15 protein-coding genes are annotated in these 15,863 nt (G+C 71.1%); 7 read left to right on the top strand and 8 right to left on the bottom strand.

Features of this window, described 5'->3' with window-relative positions; all coding sequences use genetic code 11:
* Positions 1–22: 22 nt before the first annotated feature.
* From DK412_RS26095 to DK412_RS26085, 3 genes are all read right to left on the bottom strand, one after another.
* Positions 23–949 carry a LysR family transcriptional regulator gene (locus DK412_RS26095; RefSeq protein ID WP_109974344.1) on the bottom strand — a complete coding sequence of 309 codons (927 nt, stop codon included), beginning with the start codon at positions 947–949 and terminating at the stop codon, positions 23–25.
* 138 nt (positions 950–1,087) lie between these two features.
* On the bottom strand, positions 1,088–2,326 hold the full coding sequence (locus DK412_RS26090) for a Zn-dependent hydrolase (protein WP_109974343.1): 1,239 nt from the start codon (positions 2,324–2,326) through the stop codon (positions 1,088–1,090).
* Positions 2,327–2,419: 93 nt separating this feature from the next.
* Positions 2,420–3,370 (bottom strand): nitronate monooxygenase family protein, encoded by a 951-nt coding sequence (locus DK412_RS26085; RefSeq protein WP_109974342.1) that lies wholly within the window; start codon positions 3,368–3,370, stop codon positions 2,420–2,422.
* 151 nt (positions 3,371–3,521) lie between these two features.
* On the opposite strand from DK412_RS26085, the gene DK412_RS26080 reads away from it, so the two are divergent.
* Positions 3,522–4,739, top strand: a complete 1,218-nt coding sequence (locus DK412_RS26080) for a serine hydrolase domain-containing protein (protein ID WP_204165643.1) — start codon at positions 3,522–3,524, stop codon at positions 4,737–4,739.
* Between the two features lie 23 nt (positions 4,740–4,762).
* Here DK412_RS26080 and DK412_RS26075 read toward each other — a convergent pair whose 3' ends face one another.
* Both DK412_RS26075 and DK412_RS26070 read right to left on the bottom strand, forming a co-directional pair.
* Positions 4,763–5,551 carry a DUF2189 domain-containing protein gene (locus DK412_RS26075; RefSeq protein WP_109974341.1) on the bottom strand — a complete coding sequence of 263 codons (789 nt, stop codon included), beginning with the start codon at positions 5,549–5,551 and terminating at the stop codon, positions 4,763–4,765.
* Between the two features lie 352 nt (positions 5,552–5,903).
* Positions 5,904–6,695 carry an SDR family oxidoreductase gene (locus tag DK412_RS26070; protein ID WP_245447292.1) on the bottom strand — a complete coding sequence of 264 codons (792 nt, stop codon included), beginning with the start codon at positions 6,693–6,695 and terminating at the stop codon, positions 5,904–5,906.
* A 249-nt stretch (positions 6,696–6,944) separates the two neighbouring features.
* Here DK412_RS26070 and DK412_RS26065 point away from each other — a divergent pair, with 249 nt between their 5' ends.
* The 4 genes from DK412_RS26065 (at position 6,945) to DK412_RS26050 (ending at position 12,620) form a co-directional block, all read left to right on the top strand.
* Entirely contained in the window at positions 6,945–7,586 is a 642-nt protein-coding gene (locus tag DK412_RS26065) for an MBL fold metallo-hydrolase (protein ID WP_109974340.1), read from the top strand.
* Positions 7,587–7,615: 29 nt separating this feature from the next.
* Positions 7,616–8,593, top strand: coding sequence for an aldo/keto reductase (locus DK412_RS26060; protein WP_109974339.1), 978 nt, complete (start codon positions 7,616–7,618; stop codon positions 8,591–8,593).
* Positions 8,594–8,918: 325 nt separating this feature from the next.
* The gene (gyrB, locus tag DK412_RS26055; RefSeq protein WP_109974338.1) at positions 8,919–11,354 is read left to right on the top strand and encodes a DNA topoisomerase (ATP-hydrolyzing) subunit B; all 2,436 of its coding nucleotides are present in this window, start codon (positions 8,919–8,921) and stop codon (positions 11,352–11,354) included.
* A gap of 288 nt (positions 11,355–11,642) precedes the next feature.
* A complete protein-coding gene (locus DK412_RS26050; RefSeq protein WP_109974337.1) occupies positions 11,643–12,620 on the top strand; it encodes a phosphoribosylaminoimidazolesuccinocarboxamide synthase in 978 nt (325 codons plus the stop codon).
* Positions 12,621–13,308: 688 nt separating this feature from the next.
* Here the strand turns inward: DK412_RS26050 and DK412_RS26045 are convergent.
* The 3 genes from DK412_RS26045 to DK412_RS26035 form a co-directional block, all read right to left on the bottom strand.
* Positions 13,309–13,617, bottom strand: a complete 309-nt coding sequence (locus DK412_RS26045; RefSeq protein WP_245447290.1) for a phage holin family protein — start codon at positions 13,615–13,617, stop codon at positions 13,309–13,311.
* Positions 13,618–13,743: 126 nt separating this feature from the next.
* A complete protein-coding gene (locus tag DK412_RS26040) occupies positions 13,744–14,223 on the bottom strand; it encodes a nuclear transport factor 2 family protein (RefSeq protein ID WP_109974336.1) in 480 nt (159 codons plus the stop codon).
* A gap of 145 nt (positions 14,224–14,368) precedes the next feature.
* The gene (locus DK412_RS26035) at positions 14,369–14,647 is read right to left on the bottom strand and encodes a hypothetical protein (protein WP_109974335.1); all 279 of its coding nucleotides are present in this window, start codon (positions 14,645–14,647) and stop codon (positions 14,369–14,371) included.
* Positions 14,648–14,871: 224 nt separating this feature from the next.
* Here DK412_RS26035 and DK412_RS26030 point away from each other — a divergent pair, with 224 nt between their 5' ends.
* Positions 14,872–15,495, top strand: coding sequence for an acyl-homoserine-lactone synthase (locus DK412_RS26030; protein ID WP_109974334.1), 624 nt, complete (start codon positions 14,872–14,874; stop codon positions 15,493–15,495).
* Between the two features lie 61 nt (positions 15,496–15,556).
* Complete coding sequence (locus tag DK412_RS26025; RefSeq protein WP_109974333.1) at positions 15,557–15,862, top strand: hypothetical protein; 306 nt, start codon at positions 15,557–15,559, stop codon at positions 15,860–15,862.
* Position 15,863: the final 1 nt, after the last annotated feature.

The raw sequence follows: 15,863 nt of genomic DNA, 5'->3' as shown, positions 1-15,863 counted from the left end.
GATGAGGGCAAATCATGATTCGTCATGGGAGTCCATGATCCCGCTTCATGGCAAACCACTCCGTCGCCACCGACCGGGCGATCTCCGCCGCCGCCGCGCTCAGCCGATTGTCGGGGGCGTTCTCGTACGCCGCCACGAACCCGACGGCGGGGAGGCCGACCGAGGCGTCGAGCACGCGCAGCTGGCCCCGCTCGATCTCGGGCAGGACGGCGTCGGCCGGCATGGCCCCGATCCCGGTGCCCTCGATCGCCATGCGGATGATCGCCGAGAGGGAGGCGCTGGTGTAGAGGCGCGGCGGGGGGAGATCCGCCTGGACAAGAAGGTCGCGCAGATGCGCGTAGGGCGTCGTGTTGGGCGGGAACGTGATGATGGGATGGCGCGTGAGCTCCGCCAGCCCGATCGGGCCGGAAGCGGTCACGAGGCCGGGGGAGGCGATCCAGGCGGTGGCGAACTGGCCGAGGGACACGTTCACCAGCTTCGGGGTCGTGACCGGGCCGACCAGGAAGGCGAGGTCGAGATCGCGCCGGAGCAACGCCTCGCGCATGACCGGGGACACGTCGACCGCGAGGTCGATGGCGACGCCCGGATAGGTCCGCCCCATGACCTCGATGAACGCCGTCAGCCAGGTATGGACGATGGTCTCGGACACGCCGAGACGCAGGCTGCCGCTGCGGCTCGCCGGCGCGGTGATGGCGCCGACCATCTCGCCGTGGAGGCGCAGGAGACGCTCGGCATAGCCCATCAGCTCGTGGCCCTTGGGCGTCAGGCTGAGGCTGCGCGGCAGGCGGTTGATGAGCGTGAGCCCGAAGGCGCGCTCCAGCGCCGCGATCCGGTGCGAGACGGCCGGCTGCGTGGTGTTGAGCCGCTTGGCGGCGGCGCTGAAGCTGCCCAGCGCCGCCGTCCAGTAGAAAATCTGGATCGTTCTCAGGTCCGGGACGATATCGGACATGGCTCGGGTTCCGTTGCATCGCATCGTCCCGGGGCGCGGCCTCACGGCCGCGTCCGGCCCGGGCCCGGAGCCGGCCGGTACAGAGTTCCATCGCCGGCCAAAGGGGCGGTCAGCGATGCGTTCCGCCCCTCGGGCGACTTACCGGTTGGCCCGCGCCAGGGCGGCGTGGAGCAGCAGGTTCACCCCCGGCAGGGTCGGCTCCAGGGCGATGTCCTCGGCCTCGTTGTGGGTGATGCCGTCGCGGCACGGCGTGAAGATCATGCAGGCGGGGGCGACCCGGGCGACGTGGTAGGCGTCGTGGCCGGCCTGGGAGCGCAGGTCTAGGGTCGGGGTCCCGAGGCGCTCCGCGGTCTCGCGCAGGAGGCCGATCAGCCCGTCGTCGAAGGAGAAGACCCCGAAGCCCCATTCCTCGGCGACCGAGATCTGGGTGAGCGAGCGGGCGGCGCAGTCGGGCAGGGCGGCGCGCAAGGACGCCTTCATGGTCTCGAGGGTCTCGAGCTTCGGCGCCCGCATGTCGATGAACAGCTCGGCGTATTCCGACAGCGTGCCGGGGAGGTTCGGCACCAGGTCGAGGCGGGCGGCGGTGGCCTTGGCGTCGGTGTCGGCGTGCGCCCAGCCGATGTCGTTGACCGCCACCGCCACCATGGCGGCGCCCACCAGCGCGTTGTGGCGCTCGCTCATCGGGGTCGGGCCGGTATGCGCCGTGGCGCCCTCGATGGCGATGCGCATGCCGCAGCTCGGATAGCCGCCCGTCACGATGCCGACCGGCACGCCGGCCCGGTCGAGGGCCGGGCCCTGCTCGATGTGCAATTCGAAATAGGCGTCGATGGTGCGCCCGCCGACGGGTTCCGGCCCGCGATAGCCGATGCCGTCGAGGGCGTCGCCGAAGCGGATGCCGTCGCGGTCGCGGCGGTTCTCGACCCAGTCCGGCGTCGCCTGGCCGGACCAGGCCAGCGAGCAGAGCATCGGCGGCGAGAACCGCGCGCCCTCCTCGTTGGTCCAGTTCACCACCTCGATGGCGCGGCGCGTCGCGATCCCGAGATCGTCGAGGGTGCGCAGAACCTCCAGCCCGGCGAGCACGCCGAGGATGCCGTCGAAGCGCCCGCCGGCCCATTGCGTGTCGAGGTGGCTGCCGATCACCACCGGCGGCAGGCCGGGCTCGGTGCCCTCCCGCCGCAGCACCATGTTGCCGAGGCCGTCGATGGTGAGGGGATAGCCGCCCTCCGCGGCCCAAGCCTTCAGCTGGTCGCGCACCAGCCGGTCGGGCTCGGTCAGGGTCAGGCGCCTCAGGCCCCCGCGCGGCCCGGTGCCGATGCCCGCCGACACCATCAGGGTGTCCCAGAGCCGGTTGCCGTTCACGGAGAGGTTGGTGGTCATCGCGGGTCCTCACGCTGCACTCGGGAGAGCGGGCGCCAGGATGCGAGGACCGTGCCCGGCGGACAAGCGCCGGGCGCGGGGGTGGGGTGCGCGTTACCCGAGCCGTGCCCGCGCCGCCGCGTATTCCGCCTTCAGCCGGTCGATCACGACGGCGGTGGCCGGCGCGTCGTCGATGGTGCCGACGCCCTGGCCGGCGCCCCAGATGTCGCGCCAGGCCTTGGTGGTGCCCGAGCCGAAATTCATCTTGGTCTTGTCGACCTCCGGCAGCGCGTTGGGGTCGAGGCCGGCGGCGGTGACGCTCGGCTTGAGGTAGTTGCCCGGCACGCCGGTGAAGTAGGGGGTGTAGAGGACGTCGGCGGCGGTCGTGCCGACGATCATCTCCTTGTAGGCAGGCGCCGCGTTCGCCTCCTGCGTGGCGATGAAGCGGGTGCCCATGTAGGCGAGATCCGCCCCCATCGCCTGGGCGGCGAGGATCGCGTCGCCGGTGGTGATGGCGCCGGACAGGATCAGCGGGCCGTCGTAGAAGCGCCGCACCTCGCCGACGAGGGCGAAGGGCGAGAGCGTGCCGGCATGGCCCCCGGCCCCGGCGCAGACCAGGATCAGCCCGTCGACGCCGGCCTCCAGTGCCTTCTCGGCGTGGCGCACCGTCGTGACGTCGTGGAACACGAGCCCGCCCCAGCCGTGCACCGCCGAGACCACCGCGTCGGGGGCGCGCAGCGAGGTGATGATGATCGGCACCTTGTGCCTCCCGCAGACCGTCAGGTCGTGCTCCAGCCGGTCGTTCGAGGCGTGGACGATCTGGTTGACGGCGTAGGGCGCGACGATGCGCTCGGGGTCGGCCGCCCTGGCCTCGTCGAGCGCCGCGTCGATCCGGGTCAGCCACTCGTCGAGGGCTTCCTTCGGCCTGGCGTTGAGGGCCGGGAACGAGCCGACGATGCCGTTGACGCATTGCGCGATGACGAGCTCCGGCCCGGAGACGATGAACATCGGCGAGGCGATGACCGGCAGGGCGAGGGCGTGGCGGAGGCTGTCGGGCAGGGACATCGGCGGCGTGGCTCCCAGGGTCTCTCATCGAGAGGTATCGTTAGCTCCCGCATCGCACCGAGGCCTGTGTGCGGTCAACGGGTGGCTTGACGGGGGGCCGCGCCGGCATTCCTGTTCGCGCCTCCCCCTCACCACCAGGAGTCGCCGCGTGCTGCTTGAGATCGGAACCCCGGAGGCGGTCGGCCTCTCGTCGGAGCGGCTGGAGCGGATCGTCCCGTGGATGCGGGGCTACGTCGAGGCCGGCAAGCTGCCGGGCCTGTCGGTGACCGTGGCCCGGCGCGGCCAGGTGGTGTTTTCCCGCCAGGAGGGCCTGCGCGACCTCGCCCGGGGCCTGCCGATGGAAGACGACACCATCGTGCGCATCTACTCGATGACGAAGCCGCTGACCTCGGTGGCGATCCTGATGCTGTACGAGCAGGGCCTGTTCCAGCTCGACGATCCCATCACCCGCTTCCTGCCGGAGTTCCGCGACATGCGGGTGCTCGCCGGCGGCAGCCGCGCCAAGCCCGAGACGGTGCCGGCGGAGCGCGACATCACGTTCCGCGATCTCCTCACCCACACCTCGGGCCTCACCTACGGCTTCATGGACGCGACGCTGGTCGACCGGATGTACCGGGAGGAGGGCGTCGACTTCCAGACCGCCGAGACGTCGCTCGCCGAGGTCGTCGCCCGGGCCGCGCGCCAGCCGCTGCTGGCCCAGCCCGGCGCCGAGTGGAACTACAGCATCGCCACCGACGTGCTCGGCCACCTCGTGGCGGTGATCTCCGGCCAGCCCTTCGACGAGTTCCTGCGCGAGCGGATCATCCGGCCGCTCGGCATGGTCGACACCGACTTCCACGTCCCGGCCGACAAGATCGCCCGCTTCGCCTCGAACTACGCCCTCGATTCGGGCGCCCGGCTGACCCTGATCGACGACGCCCGCGAGGGCCGCTACGCCCGTCCCCGCACCGTGCCGTCCGGCGGCGGCGGCCTCGTCTCGACCGCGGCCGACTACGCCCGGTTCTGCCGCTTCATCCTGGGCGGCGGGGCGCTCGACGGCGTGCGGCTTCTCGGCCGCAAGACCGTGGCCCTGATGACCGCCAACCACCTGCGCGGCGACCTCGCCGACATGGGCCAGCCGCGCTTCTCGGAATCGAGCTACAGCGGCATCGGCTTCGGGCTCGGCTTCTCGGTGATGCTCGATCCGGCGAAGGCCCAGATCCTCGGCACCCCGGGCGAGGTCGCCTGGGGCGGGGCGGCCTCGACGGCGTTCTGGATCGACCCCGCCGAGGACCTGTTCGTGATCATGCTGACGCAGCTCATGCCGTCCTCGACCTGGCCGATCCGGCGGGAGCTGCGGGTGCTCACCTACGCGGCGATCACCGAGTGATCGCGGCGATCACCGAGTAGCCGTCATCCCACCGCCCGGCGGTAGAGATGCCAGGTGGCGTGGCCGAGCACCGGCAGCACCACCGCGAGGCCGACGAACAGCGACAGCATGCCGATGACGAGCATCCCGGCCACGATGGCGCCCCAGGCGAGCATCGTGCCGGGATTCTCGCGCATCAGCGCCAGGGAGGTCTCGATCGCCGTGCCGGCATCCACGTCCTTGTCGATGATGAGCGGGATCGAGACCGCGCTCACCGCCAGCGCCAGGAGCGAGAAGGCCGCGCCCACGAGGTTGCCGGCGAGGATCAGGCCCCAGCCCCGCGGCGTCGTCAGCACGTCGTCGAGGAAGGCGAGCAGCGAGGGCTCGGAGACGCTGCCGTAGAGCGACCAGTACAGCCCCATGGCGGCGCAGAGCCAGGCGAGGAAGATCAGCGCCAGCACCACGCCGACCGCCATCACCGCCCTGGCCGAGCGGCCGTGCAGCGGCGCGAAGGCGTCGGTCCAGGCGGCGGGCAGGCCCCATTCCCGCCGCCGGCTCAGCTCGTAGAGGCCGAGCGCCGCGAACGGCCCGATCAGCGCGAAGCCGGCGGCGAGGGGGAACAGGATCGGGATCAGGTCCTGCTCGAAGACCGCCGCCGCGATCAGCACGCCGGCGACGGGATAGATCAGCACCACGAACAGCACGTGGGTCGGCATCGCCAGGAAGTCGTCGACGCCCCGCGACAGGGCGGCCTTGAGGTCCTGGATGCCGATCCGCCGCACGGCGGGGCGGGCGGCGGCGAAACCGTGGGAGAGGGGAAACGAGCTCGTCATCGCGTGTCCTCCGGGGGGAGGTACCCGCGACGGGGAGGCCGGGCCGCATGTCGGGCCGTCGTGTCGGCGGTCCTCAGGCGCCCGGTCCGGCCCGCACGGGCACCGGACAGATCGATCGCATCGAAACCTTGGGTCTACTCGCACCGGGCGGGAGGAAATCCCGCCGCACGCCCCGAGGTTAGCGCCGGCCCGGCCCGCCCGCCAAGGGGGTGGCGCGCACGATCGCGCGACGGGAACCGGCCCGGACCCGGGTTCGCCCCGCGCCGGGGACGCGACGAACCAGGATGACGAACCTCGCGCAGGACCGCGCCGCCTGCCCGGTTGCGCGCCGGTCACCCTCGGATGGATCCGATCAGAAGGCGAGGCGCAGCGCACCGCCGTCGACCGGGATCGTCGTGCCGGTGATGTAGCCGGCCGCCTCCGAGGCGAGGAACGCGATCAGGGCAGCGGCCTCGGCGGGCTCGCCGAAGCGCCCGGCGGGAATGTTCTGCGCGATGTAGGCGCGGCGCGCCTCCTCGGTCGGATGCAGGCGATCGAGGATCTGGGGCGAGTTGATCCGGCCCGGTGCGACGCAGTTCACGGTCACGCCGCGGCCGGCGAAGGACGCGGCCGCGGCCTTCGACCAGCTCTCCAGCGCGGCCTTGGCCGGGGTCGCGGCATTGAAGCTCTTGGCGACGACGGCACCCGAGACGTTGACGATCCGGCCCCAGCCCCGCTCCAGCATGGCCGGTGCCAGCGCTTCCGTCAGCCGGCGGGCGGCGAGGAAGTTCAGGCGGAAGCCCTCGTCCCAGGCGGCCTCGTCGTTCCAGGCCTCGAGGGGACGCGAGCCGCCGGCGTTGTTGACGAGAACGTCGACGGGCCGTGCGGCCGTGCCCAGGGCGTCGGCCAGCCGCTGCGGACCGTCCGGCTCCGCGAGGTCCGCCGTGAGGATCGTGGGCGAGGGCCCGCCCGCGGCGACGATGGCGGCGGCCAGTTCCTCGAGCGGCGGTCGCGAGCGGGCCGAGACCACGACCTGCGCTCCTTCCGCCGCGAGCGCCATCGCGGTGGCCCGGCCGATGCCGGTGCTGGCCCCGGTGACGAGGCAGGTCTTGTCGATCAGGCGCAGGTCCATCGTCGTCTCCGAGATTTGGTCGGCCGGGTCCACCGGGGGCTCCCGGGAGGACGCCCTTCGACGACCCGCCAAGGGCGCGAAGCGGGACGGCCGCTCCCGGCGAGCGGGATGCTCGCGGCTTCCACCCGGCGCGGACATTCGGACGCGACGGCTCGCGCGTCCACAAGGATCCGCGAGACAGACGCCGCGAGGCGCGCCGCCGCCCCGGCGCGATCCCCCGGGGTGCCGCACCGCCCGCTTCCACGCTACAAGGGGCCACCTTATTCCACCTTAAGGCCGATCATGCCGAGCACGCCCCGCGCCGCGATCATCCCGGTCACGCCGTTCCAGCAGAACTGCACCCTCCTGTGGTGCGAGGCGACGAAGCGGGCCGCCGTGATCGATCCGGGCGGCGACCTCGACCGGATCCAGGCGGCGATCGCCAAGGCCGGGGTCAGCGTCGAGAAGATCCTGCTCACCCACGGCCACATCGATCACGCCGGCGGCGCGGCTGACCTGCGCGACGCGCTGAAGGTGCCGGTCGAGGGACCGCACATCGCCGACAAGCCGCTCCTCGACAGCCTGCCCGGGACCGGGGCGGCCTACGGCATCGACGGCGCCAAGGTCGTCACCCCCGACCGCTGGCTGAACGAGGGCGACACCGTCACGGTCGGCGAATTGACCTTCGACGTGCTGCACTGCCCCGGCCATTCCCCGGGCAGCGTCGTGCTGGTGAGCCGGGACGCGCGCTTCGCGCAGGTCGGCGACGTGCTGTTCCGCGGCTCGGTCGGCCGCACCGACCTGCCGGGGGGCAACCACGAGGCGCTGATCGCCTCGATCAAGACCAAGCTCCTGCCGCTCGGCGACGACGTCGCCTTCATCCCCGGCCACGGCCCGACCGGCACGATCGGCCAGGAGCGGCTGTCGAACCCGTTCCTTCAGTAGGATCCTCGCATCCAGTAGGGATTTTTACCATGGACCTGCGTCCTCTCGGCCGTTCCGGCCTCTCGGTCCCGCCCTTCTGCTTCGGCGGCAACGTCTTCGGCTGGACCGCCGACGAGGCGACCTCCTTCGCGCTGCTCGACCGGCTGCTCGAGACCGGCTTCACCTTCATCGACACCGCCGACGTCTACTCGCGCTGGGCGCCGGGCCACCAGGGCGGCGAGTCGGAGGCCGTGATCGGGCGCTGGCTCAAGGATCGCGGCGCCCGCGACCGGATGACCATCGCCACCAAGGTCGGCATGGACATGGGCCAGGATCCCTCGGGAGACGGCCGGAAAGGTCTGAAGGCCTCGTACATCGAGCGGGCGGTGGAGGCTTCGCTGCGCCGTCTCCAGACCGACCGGATCGACCTCTATCAGTCCCACACCGACGACGCCGAGACGCCGCTGGCCGAGACGCTCGCGGCCTACGACCGGCTGATCCGCGCCGGCAAGGTGCGGGCGATCGGCGCCTCGAACTATTCGGCCGCCCGCCTGCGCGAGGCGCTGGCCGTCGCCGAGCGCGAGACTCTTCCCCGCTACGAGTGCCTGCAGCCCGGCTACAGCCTGGCCGACCGGGAGGATTACGAGGCCGAGCTGGAGCCGCTGTGCCGGGAGGAGGGGATCGGCGTGATCTCCTACTTCTCCCTCGCGGCGGGTTTCCTGACCGGCAAGTACCGCCAGGCCGGCGCCGCCGCCGGCCGCGCCCGGGAGGCGCGGGTCTCGGCCTACCTCAACCCGCGGGGCTTCGCCTTCCTCGATCTCCTCGACACGGTCGCCCGCGAGCACGGCGCCACCCCGGCCCAGGTCGCCATCGCCTGGCTCGTGGCCCGGCCGGGCCTGACCGCGCCGATCGCCAGCGCCACCTCGGTGACGCAGCTCGACGAGGTGTTGGGCGGCGTGCGCCTCGCCCTCGACCCGGCGGCCTCGGCCCGGCTCGAGGCGGCGAGCCGGGGCTCGCTCAAGGGCTGATGCGAGGACCGATGCAAGGGCTGACGATGGTCGTTGGCGGATCCTTAACGGGGTGCGGCGAAACGTAACCTCGGCTATCCTCCGCCAGGGGTGGACAGAGCGCCCGGCCCACCCCCGGCAGACCCCGAAAAGTGCTGCTTGCGGCGCCGAAAACCGATGCAATTTCAAGGCGGAATGCTTACATCAGGCATACACCGGACCGCGGCCGCCACGGCCCGGACCCCTTGAGACACGACGAGACAGAACACGGCGCCGGATCGCGAGACCGGCGCCGGCGCCGGCCGCGCCATCCCGCGACGCGCGCCCGCCCGCACCAGGAACCGACATGGCCGAACCCGCCCGCGATCTGAACCCCGACACCTACGGCGCCGACTCGATCAAGGTCCTCAAGGGCCTCGACGCGGTGCGCAAGCGGCCGGGCATGTATATCGGCGACACCGACGACGGCTCGGGCCTGCACCACATGGTGTACGAGGTCGTCGACAACGCCATCGACGAGGCTCTGGCCGGCCACGCGACCCTCGTCACCGTCACCCTCAACGCCGACGGCTCGTGCACGGTCTCCGACAACGGCCGCGGCATCCCGACCGACATCCACCAGGAGGAGGGCGTCTCGGCGGCCGAGGTCATCATGACCCAGCTGCATGCCGGCGGTAAGTTCGACCAGAACTCCTACAAGGTCTCGGGCGGCCTGCACGGCGTCGGCGTCTCGGTGGTGAACGCGCTCTCGACCTGGCTGCGCCTGCGCATCTGGCGCGCGGGCAAGGAGCACGCCATGGAGTTCCGCCACGGCGACGCGGTGGCGCCGCTCACTGTCGTCGGCCCGGCCGGCGACCGGCGCGGCACCGAGGTGACGTTCCTGCCCTCGCCCGACACCTTCACGATGATCGAGTTCGACTACGCGACGCTGGAGAAGCGCCTGCGCGAGCTCGCCTTCCTCAATTCCGGCGTGCGCATCGTGCTGACCGATGCCCGCCACGCCGAGCACAAGCGTGACGAGCTCGTCTACGAGGGCGGCGTCGAGGCCTTCGTGCGCTACCTCGACCGGGCCAAGGAGGCGCAGATCGAGGCGCCGATCGTGCTGCGCCAGGAGCGCGACGGCATCGGCGTCGAGGTCGCGTTGTGGTGGAACGACACGTTCCACGAGAACGTGCTGTGCTTCACCAACAACATCCCGCAGCGCGACGGCGGCACCCACCTGGCCGGGTTCCGGGCAGCCCTCACCCGCCAGATCACCGGCTACGCCGAGGCGAGCGGGGTGACCAAGAAGGAGAAGGTCGCGCTGACCGGCGAGGATTGCCGCGAGGGGCTGACCGCGGTGGTCTCGGTCAAGGTGCCCGACCCGAAATTCTCCTCGCAGACCAAGGACAAGCTCGTCTCCTCGGAGGTCCGCCCGGCGGTCGAGGGCGTGATGAACGCGACCCTCGGCACCTGGCTCGAGGAGCATCCGAACGAGGCGCGGGTCATCGCCGCGAAGGTGGCGCTCGCGGCGGCCGCCCGCGAGGCGGCGCGCAAGGCGCGCGACCTCACCACCCGTAAAGGCGCCCTCGACATCGCCTCGCTGCCCGGCAAGCTCGCCGATTGCCAGGAGCGCGATCCCTCGAAATGCGAGATCCTGCTCGTCGAGGGCGACTCGGCCGGCGGCTCGGCCAAGCAGGGCCGCGACCGCACCTTCCAGGCGGTGCTGCCGCTGCGCGGAAAAATTCTCAACGTCGAGCGGGCGCGGCTCGACAAGATGCTGTCGAGCCAGGAGATCGGCACGCTGATCACCGCGCTCGGCACCGGGATCGGCCGGGACGGCACCCACGCCTTCAACCCCGACAAGCTGCGCTACCACCGCATCATCATCATGACCGATGCGGACGTCGACGGCTCGCACATCCGCACCCTGCTGCTGACGTTCTTCTTCCGCCAGATGCCGGAGCTGATCGAGCGCGGCCATCTCTACATCGCCCAGCCGCCGCTCTACAAAGCCCAGAAGGGCAAGACCGCGATCTACCTCAAGGACGACCGGGCGCTGGAGGATTACCTGATCGACGGCGGCGTCGACGGGGCGGTGCTCAAGCTCGCCACCGGCACCGAGTTCGGCGGAGCCCAGCTCAAGGCCCTGGTCGACGAGGCGCGCGGCGTGCGCCAGGTCCTGCACGGGATGCATTCGCGCTACGACCGCGTCGTGGTCGAGCAGGCGGCGATCGCCGGGGCGCTTCGCCCCTCGGTCGCCGGCAACCCGGCCGAGGCCGAGGTGGTGGCCGACGAGATCGCCCGGCGCCTCAACACCATCGCGGACGAGATCGAGCAGGGCTGGGAGGGCGAGGCGCGTGACGGCGGCTACGTGCTGTCGCGGACGCTCCGCGGCGTGCGCCAGGTCGCGGTGCTCGACGAGGCGCTGATCTCCTCGCAGGAGGCGCGCCGCCTCGACGAGCGGGCCGAGAACCTCAGCGAGATCTACGGCGCCCCCGTCACCCTGGTGCGCCGCGGCGACCATACGACGCTGCACGGGCCGGTCGCGCTGTTCGAGGGCATGATGGCGCTCGGCCGCAAGGGCCTGCAGCTCCAGCGCTACAAGGGCCTCGGCGAGATGACTGCTCAGCAGCTCTGGGAGACCACCCTCGACCGCGACGTGCGCTCGCTCCTCCAGGTGAAGATCAAGGACACGACCGACGCCGACGACCTGTTCGTCAAGCTGATGGGCGACGTGGTCGAGCCGCGCCGGGAGTTCATCCAGGAGAACGCGCTGAACGTGGCCAACCTGGACGTGTAAGGGCGCACGGAGGCCGTCACTCGGCCTCCTCCGACCCGCGACCTCATCCTGAGGTGTTGGCGATCGGAGATCGCGGAGCCTCGAAGGAGTCCTCCAGAAACCTCCGCGATCCTGGAGCCCTCCTTCGAGGCTGCTGCAAGCCGCAGCACCTCAGGATGAGGGGATGGATAGGATGACGGGGAAGGGCAAACCGCCCGCGCGTCCGCCGCTTGATCGCGGACCGGGACCGGCGATAGGCAGGGCCGCAAGAGCGCGCGGGTCTCCGGAGCGCGAATGCGGAGTGTGATCATGCAGGCGGCCGAGCTCGCGCCCTTTTCCGACTACGTCCTGCCGGAGGCGACCCTGCCGGACCTGCCGGGTCACTACCGCGGCAAGGTGCGGGACAATTACGACCTGCCCGACGGACGGCGGATCCTGATCACCAGCGACCGGTTGAGCGCCTTCGACCGGGAATTGGCGGCGATCCCCCTCAAGGGCCAGGTGCTGACCCAGACCGCGCGCTACTGGTTCGAGAAGACGCGGGACATCTGCGACAACCACGTGCTCGCCTATCCCGATCCGAACGTGGTGGTGGGGCGTCGCCTCGCCATCCTGCCGGTCGAAATCGTGGTGCGCGGCTACCTCGCCGGCAGCACCGGGACCTCGATCCTGACCCTGTACAAGACCGGCCGGCGCGAGATGTACGGCCACCGGCTGCCGGACGGGATGCGCCCGCACGAGAAACTGCCGCAGCCGATCATCACCCCGACCACCAAGGCCGGCCACGGCGACCACGACGCCCCTCTCTCCGAAGCCGAGATCCTGGAGCGGGGGCTGCTGACGGAAGACCAGTGGCGCACCCTGTCGGCGGCGGCGCTCGCCCTGTTCGCCCGTGGCCAGGCCCTGGCGGCCGAGCGGGGGCTGATCCTCGCCGACACGAAGTACGAGTTCGGCCTCGATGCCGACGGGCGGATCGTGCTCGCCGACGAGATCCACACACCCGACAGCAGCCGCTACTGGTTCGCGCAGAGCTATCCGGAGCACCTCTCCGCCGGCACCCTGCCGGAGAGCTTCGACAAGGACGTGGTCCGCAACTGGGTCGCGTCCCGCTGCGACCCCTACCGCGACCCGGTGCCGGAGATCCCGCCCGAGGTGGTCCTGCGCACCGCCGCCACCTATGTCAGCGCCTTCGAGACCATCACCGGCGAGCGTTTCGCCCTGCCGGACACGAGCGAGCCGCCGCTCGCGCGAATCCGCCGCAACATCGCGGCGTTCCTGGCACGATAAGCGTTCAGGCGACGAAGAGCCCGGCCCGCGTCGCGGAACGACGCCGGCCGGACGATGGATGCCGGCGCATTCCGACACTACAACCCCAGCGGCGATACGATCCCGAAAAATACAACCATAAGAATATAGATCCCGCCTGCGCAACCACCGCATGCAGGATCGTTCCACCTCCGGCCCGATATGCACGATTGTGCTTGTCGGGCACGGCCCGGTCCGGTATGAACCCGTCCGGACAGAAAAAAGGCCGCCCTTGCGAGGCGGCCCGAAGTCTAGGGAGGAAACGCCCAAAGAGGGCTGCACCGCCGCGACGCCATCGCGACGGTGCGAGAACGGTTTCTCATGTTGCGGCGCACAAGGCAATCGATTGCATCGCACAACGGCCATGCTTGCGGCGCATGACCGCGATTTTGCGCGTCCTCTCGGAGGATGGATGGCCGGGCTGCGACACCGCCCCCGCGCAGCACGTGCCGCCCTTTGGCGCATGATCCCCGCCGCTGCGGCAATCCTAGCTACCGGTCGATGATACAGCTGACGCCTGTCGGTCAGACAGCTCGTCCTTCGCTGCACATCATGTCCCGGACGAGAGCAGCATCAGCGGAAGGAGATCCGGGACAGGGAGCCTTGCGACGAAGGTTCGCTTGCAAGGACCTGTTGCGGCGGAGTGTGATCTGCGTCGTCAGAGGATGCTCTACCGCCGCAGGTCCATCTTCCGCAGGCCCCACCACGTCAGCAGGGCGGCCGCGAGGGCGAAGGGCGCCGCCCCGATCACCGCGGCGACCGCCTCCGAGCCGATCAGCGCCGCGAGCCCCTTCACCAGGGCCATCAGCAGCAGGAACCCGCTGACGCAGGCGAAGAGCAGGATCGCGCCGCCCCACAGGGCCCAGCCCGAGACGACCCGGACGATCCGGTCGACCTCGTCGGAGAACAGCGTGATCTCCTTGACGGCCAGGGTGCTGGCGAGGCGGACGGCCTCGACCACCAGCCTGATCGTGCTCACCTGCCGCTCGGACCGCACCGCCCACGCTCCCGCTCCGCCGCGACCGGGCATCGGTGCGGCGAGCGGAAACGCCCGAGCTTGGCCGTCGTTCCGGATTTGCTTGCCAGATCTCCTCGCCGGATCTCCTCAGGCGGGCTTGAGCGGGGTGCTCTGCCGGGCGAGCAGCCGCCACTGGCCCCCGTCCTTGAGCCAGACCTGCAGCACCGCGATGTAGGAGCGGCCGGTCTCCCCGTTGGGCAGGATGTCGGCGCCGTCCCAGACGTGGCGGACCATGGCGTTGTCGCCGACGACCTGGATCCACTGCTCGGAGAAGGTCAGAGACTTGTAGTTGGTCTTGCCGGCGAGGCTGGCGATGAACTGGGGCTTGGTCTCGATCTTGCGGCCGCTGGAATGGCCGTAGCTCATCTGCGGATGGGTGAGGGCGTCGAGCGCCTTGGCGTCGCCCTCCACGATCGCGACGCGCAGGGCCTCGAGCTGGCGGGCCACCGCCTCGCTCTCGTCCGCGGCCTGCGCCGTTCCCGTCCCGGCCGCCAGCGCCGGCATCGCCAGACCCACCGTCAGGCCCGCCAGCAGCACCCGCCGCGAGCAGTTCTCGGTCTCCACCATGAGCGTCCTCCCGTGCGCGCGGTCGCCGGCGGGTTGATCCCGCCGGCGCCGTACGTCCCGAGCTTATCCCGCGGACCGGGCTCTCGCCACCGTGACGTCGCGACCGGAGGTGCGGATTTCGTCCCGGAGGACGAGCGAGGGCCGGTCAGCGGCGGGACGGGCCCGCGCTCCCGGCGGCATCGGAGCCGCCGGCGCGGGCCGCGTCGAGCTCCCCCTGGCAGGGCGAGCTGACGCTGGCATAGTTCCGGCGCAGGCATGCCTCGATGCGCCGCGTGTTGGGCACGTCGTTCGCGCACAGCGTCATGGCGTCCGTCATGCAGGCCAGGCGCTGCCGCTCGGTCCCTTGCGCACTCGCCTGCCCGACGGGCGCCAGAAGCGCGACGGCCGCCGCCAGGGCGATGGTGCGGGTCAACGGCATCGACATTCGACCTCTCCGGCTCATTCCGGAGGGTCAACACCAAGCCTGGCCTCCGGGTTCGCGCCGCGGTGGATTGCGTGGCCGGCAGGGCCGGCCCGGGATTGCGTGGCCGACAGGGCCGGCCCGCCGCGCCGCGCGAGCCCGCCCGGGACGGGATTCCTAGGGAATTCCCCAGTACGGCCGAGCCGTCGGAGCATGGACAAAGGGTCCGAGACCAGGAGCCCTTTCCCATGATCCACGTCGTCACCGCCGCCAACCAGGATCGCTACGCCGCCGAGATGGAGGAGGTCTGGCGCCTGCGCCACAAGGTCTTCGTCGAGGAGAAGGGGTGGAGCGCCCTGCGCCGCCCGGACGGGCGCGAGATCGACCAGTTCGACACCGCCTACGCCGCCCATTTCCTGGCGATCGAGAACGGCCACGTGATCGGCTACAGCCGGCTCCTGCCGACGACCCGGCCGCACCTGCTCTCGGACGTGCTGCCGGAGCTGTGCGAGGGCGACCGGCCGGCCGGGCCGCAGATCTGGGAATGGACCCGCCAGGCGGTGGCGCCGAGCCACCGCACCCGCGGCAAGAACCATCCGGTCACCCTCGAGGTGATGACCGGCATCGTCGAGTGGGGCCTGGAGAACGGGGTGACGGGCTTCCTCGCCCAGATGCCGATCCTCTACCTGCTGCACGTCCTCCAGCTGCATTTCCGGGCAGTGCCGCTCGGCGTGCCGGCGGAGATCGACGGCGAGCGCATCATCGCGGTGGACGCCCGCTTCGACGCCCGCACCCTGCGCAAGCTGCAGGAGATCCGGGGCACCAAGGCCTCGGTCCTGGCTCCCACCTCGCCGACCTACCTGATGGCCTGACGCGCCCCCCGAGATGCCGCGCAGGCGACGGCGCGAGAGACACCGAGAGAGGAGAGAAATCATGACCAGCCGCACCCCGCCGACGATCGACGAGATGGCCGATATCCTGCCGCCCCTGGTCCGGGCGCTCAGCGAGATCGTCGGCATGATGGAGGGCCTGGTGGACGTGGCCTGCCACGCCACCAACGTCCAGGAGAGCACCGCCGACGCCCTGGCCGATCTCGGCGACACCCTGACCGAGTACGCGCACACCCTCATGCGGGAGGCGACGGAGCGCCGCCGCACCGGCCGCGGCAACGTTCCCCTCGACGGTCCCCTGGCGCCGCGGACGACGCCCGCGGCGGACGACGCCCTGCCGGCGGCGTGAG

The organism is Methylobacterium sp. 17Sr1-1 (genome assembly GCF_003173775.1).
Taxonomy (GTDB): Bacteria; Pseudomonadota; Alphaproteobacteria; order Rhizobiales; family Beijerinckiaceae; genus Methylobacterium.
Note: the sequence above shows the minus strand (reverse complement) of the source record. Positions and strands in the feature narration are given on the sequence as shown.

Coding starts and splice junctions, on each gene's coding strand:
- DK412_RS26095 (WP_109974344.1), bottom strand. CDS start 949: ATGTCCGATATCGTCCCGGACCTGAGAACGATCCAGATTTTCTACTGG.
- DK412_RS26090 (WP_109974343.1), bottom strand. CDS start 2,326: ATGACCACCAACCTCTCCGTGAACGGCAACCGGCTCTGGGACACCCTG.
- DK412_RS26085 (WP_109974342.1), bottom strand. CDS start 3,370: ATGTCCCTGCCCGACAGCCTCCGCCACGCCCTCGCCCTGCCGGTCATC.
- DK412_RS26075 (WP_109974341.1), bottom strand. CDS start 5,551: ATGACGAGCTCGTTTCCCCTCTCCCACGGTTTCGCCGCCGCCCGCCCC.
- DK412_RS26065 (WP_109974340.1), top strand. CDS start 6,945: ATGCCGAGCACGCCCCGCGCCGCGATCATCCCGGTCACGCCGTTCCAG.
- DK412_RS26060 (WP_109974339.1), top strand. CDS start 7,616: ATGGACCTGCGTCCTCTCGGCCGTTCCGGCCTCTCGGTCCCGCCCTTC.
- gyrB (WP_109974338.1), top strand. CDS start 8,919: ATGGCCGAACCCGCCCGCGATCTGAACCCCGACACCTACGGCGCCGAC.
- DK412_RS26050 (WP_109974337.1), top strand. CDS start 11,643: ATGCAGGCGGCCGAGCTCGCGCCCTTTTCCGACTACGTCCTGCCGGAG.
- DK412_RS26040 (WP_109974336.1), bottom strand. CDS start 14,223: ATGGTGGAGACCGAGAACTGCTCGCGGCGGGTGCTGCTGGCGGGCCTG.
- DK412_RS26035 (WP_109974335.1), bottom strand. CDS start 14,647: ATGTCGATGCCGTTGACCCGCACCATCGCCCTGGCGGCGGCCGTCGCG.
- DK412_RS26030 (WP_109974334.1), top strand. CDS start 14,872: ATGATCCACGTCGTCACCGCCGCCAACCAGGATCGCTACGCCGCCGAG.
- DK412_RS26025 (WP_109974333.1), top strand. CDS start 15,557: ATGACCAGCCGCACCCCGCCGACGATCGACGAGATGGCCGATATCCTG.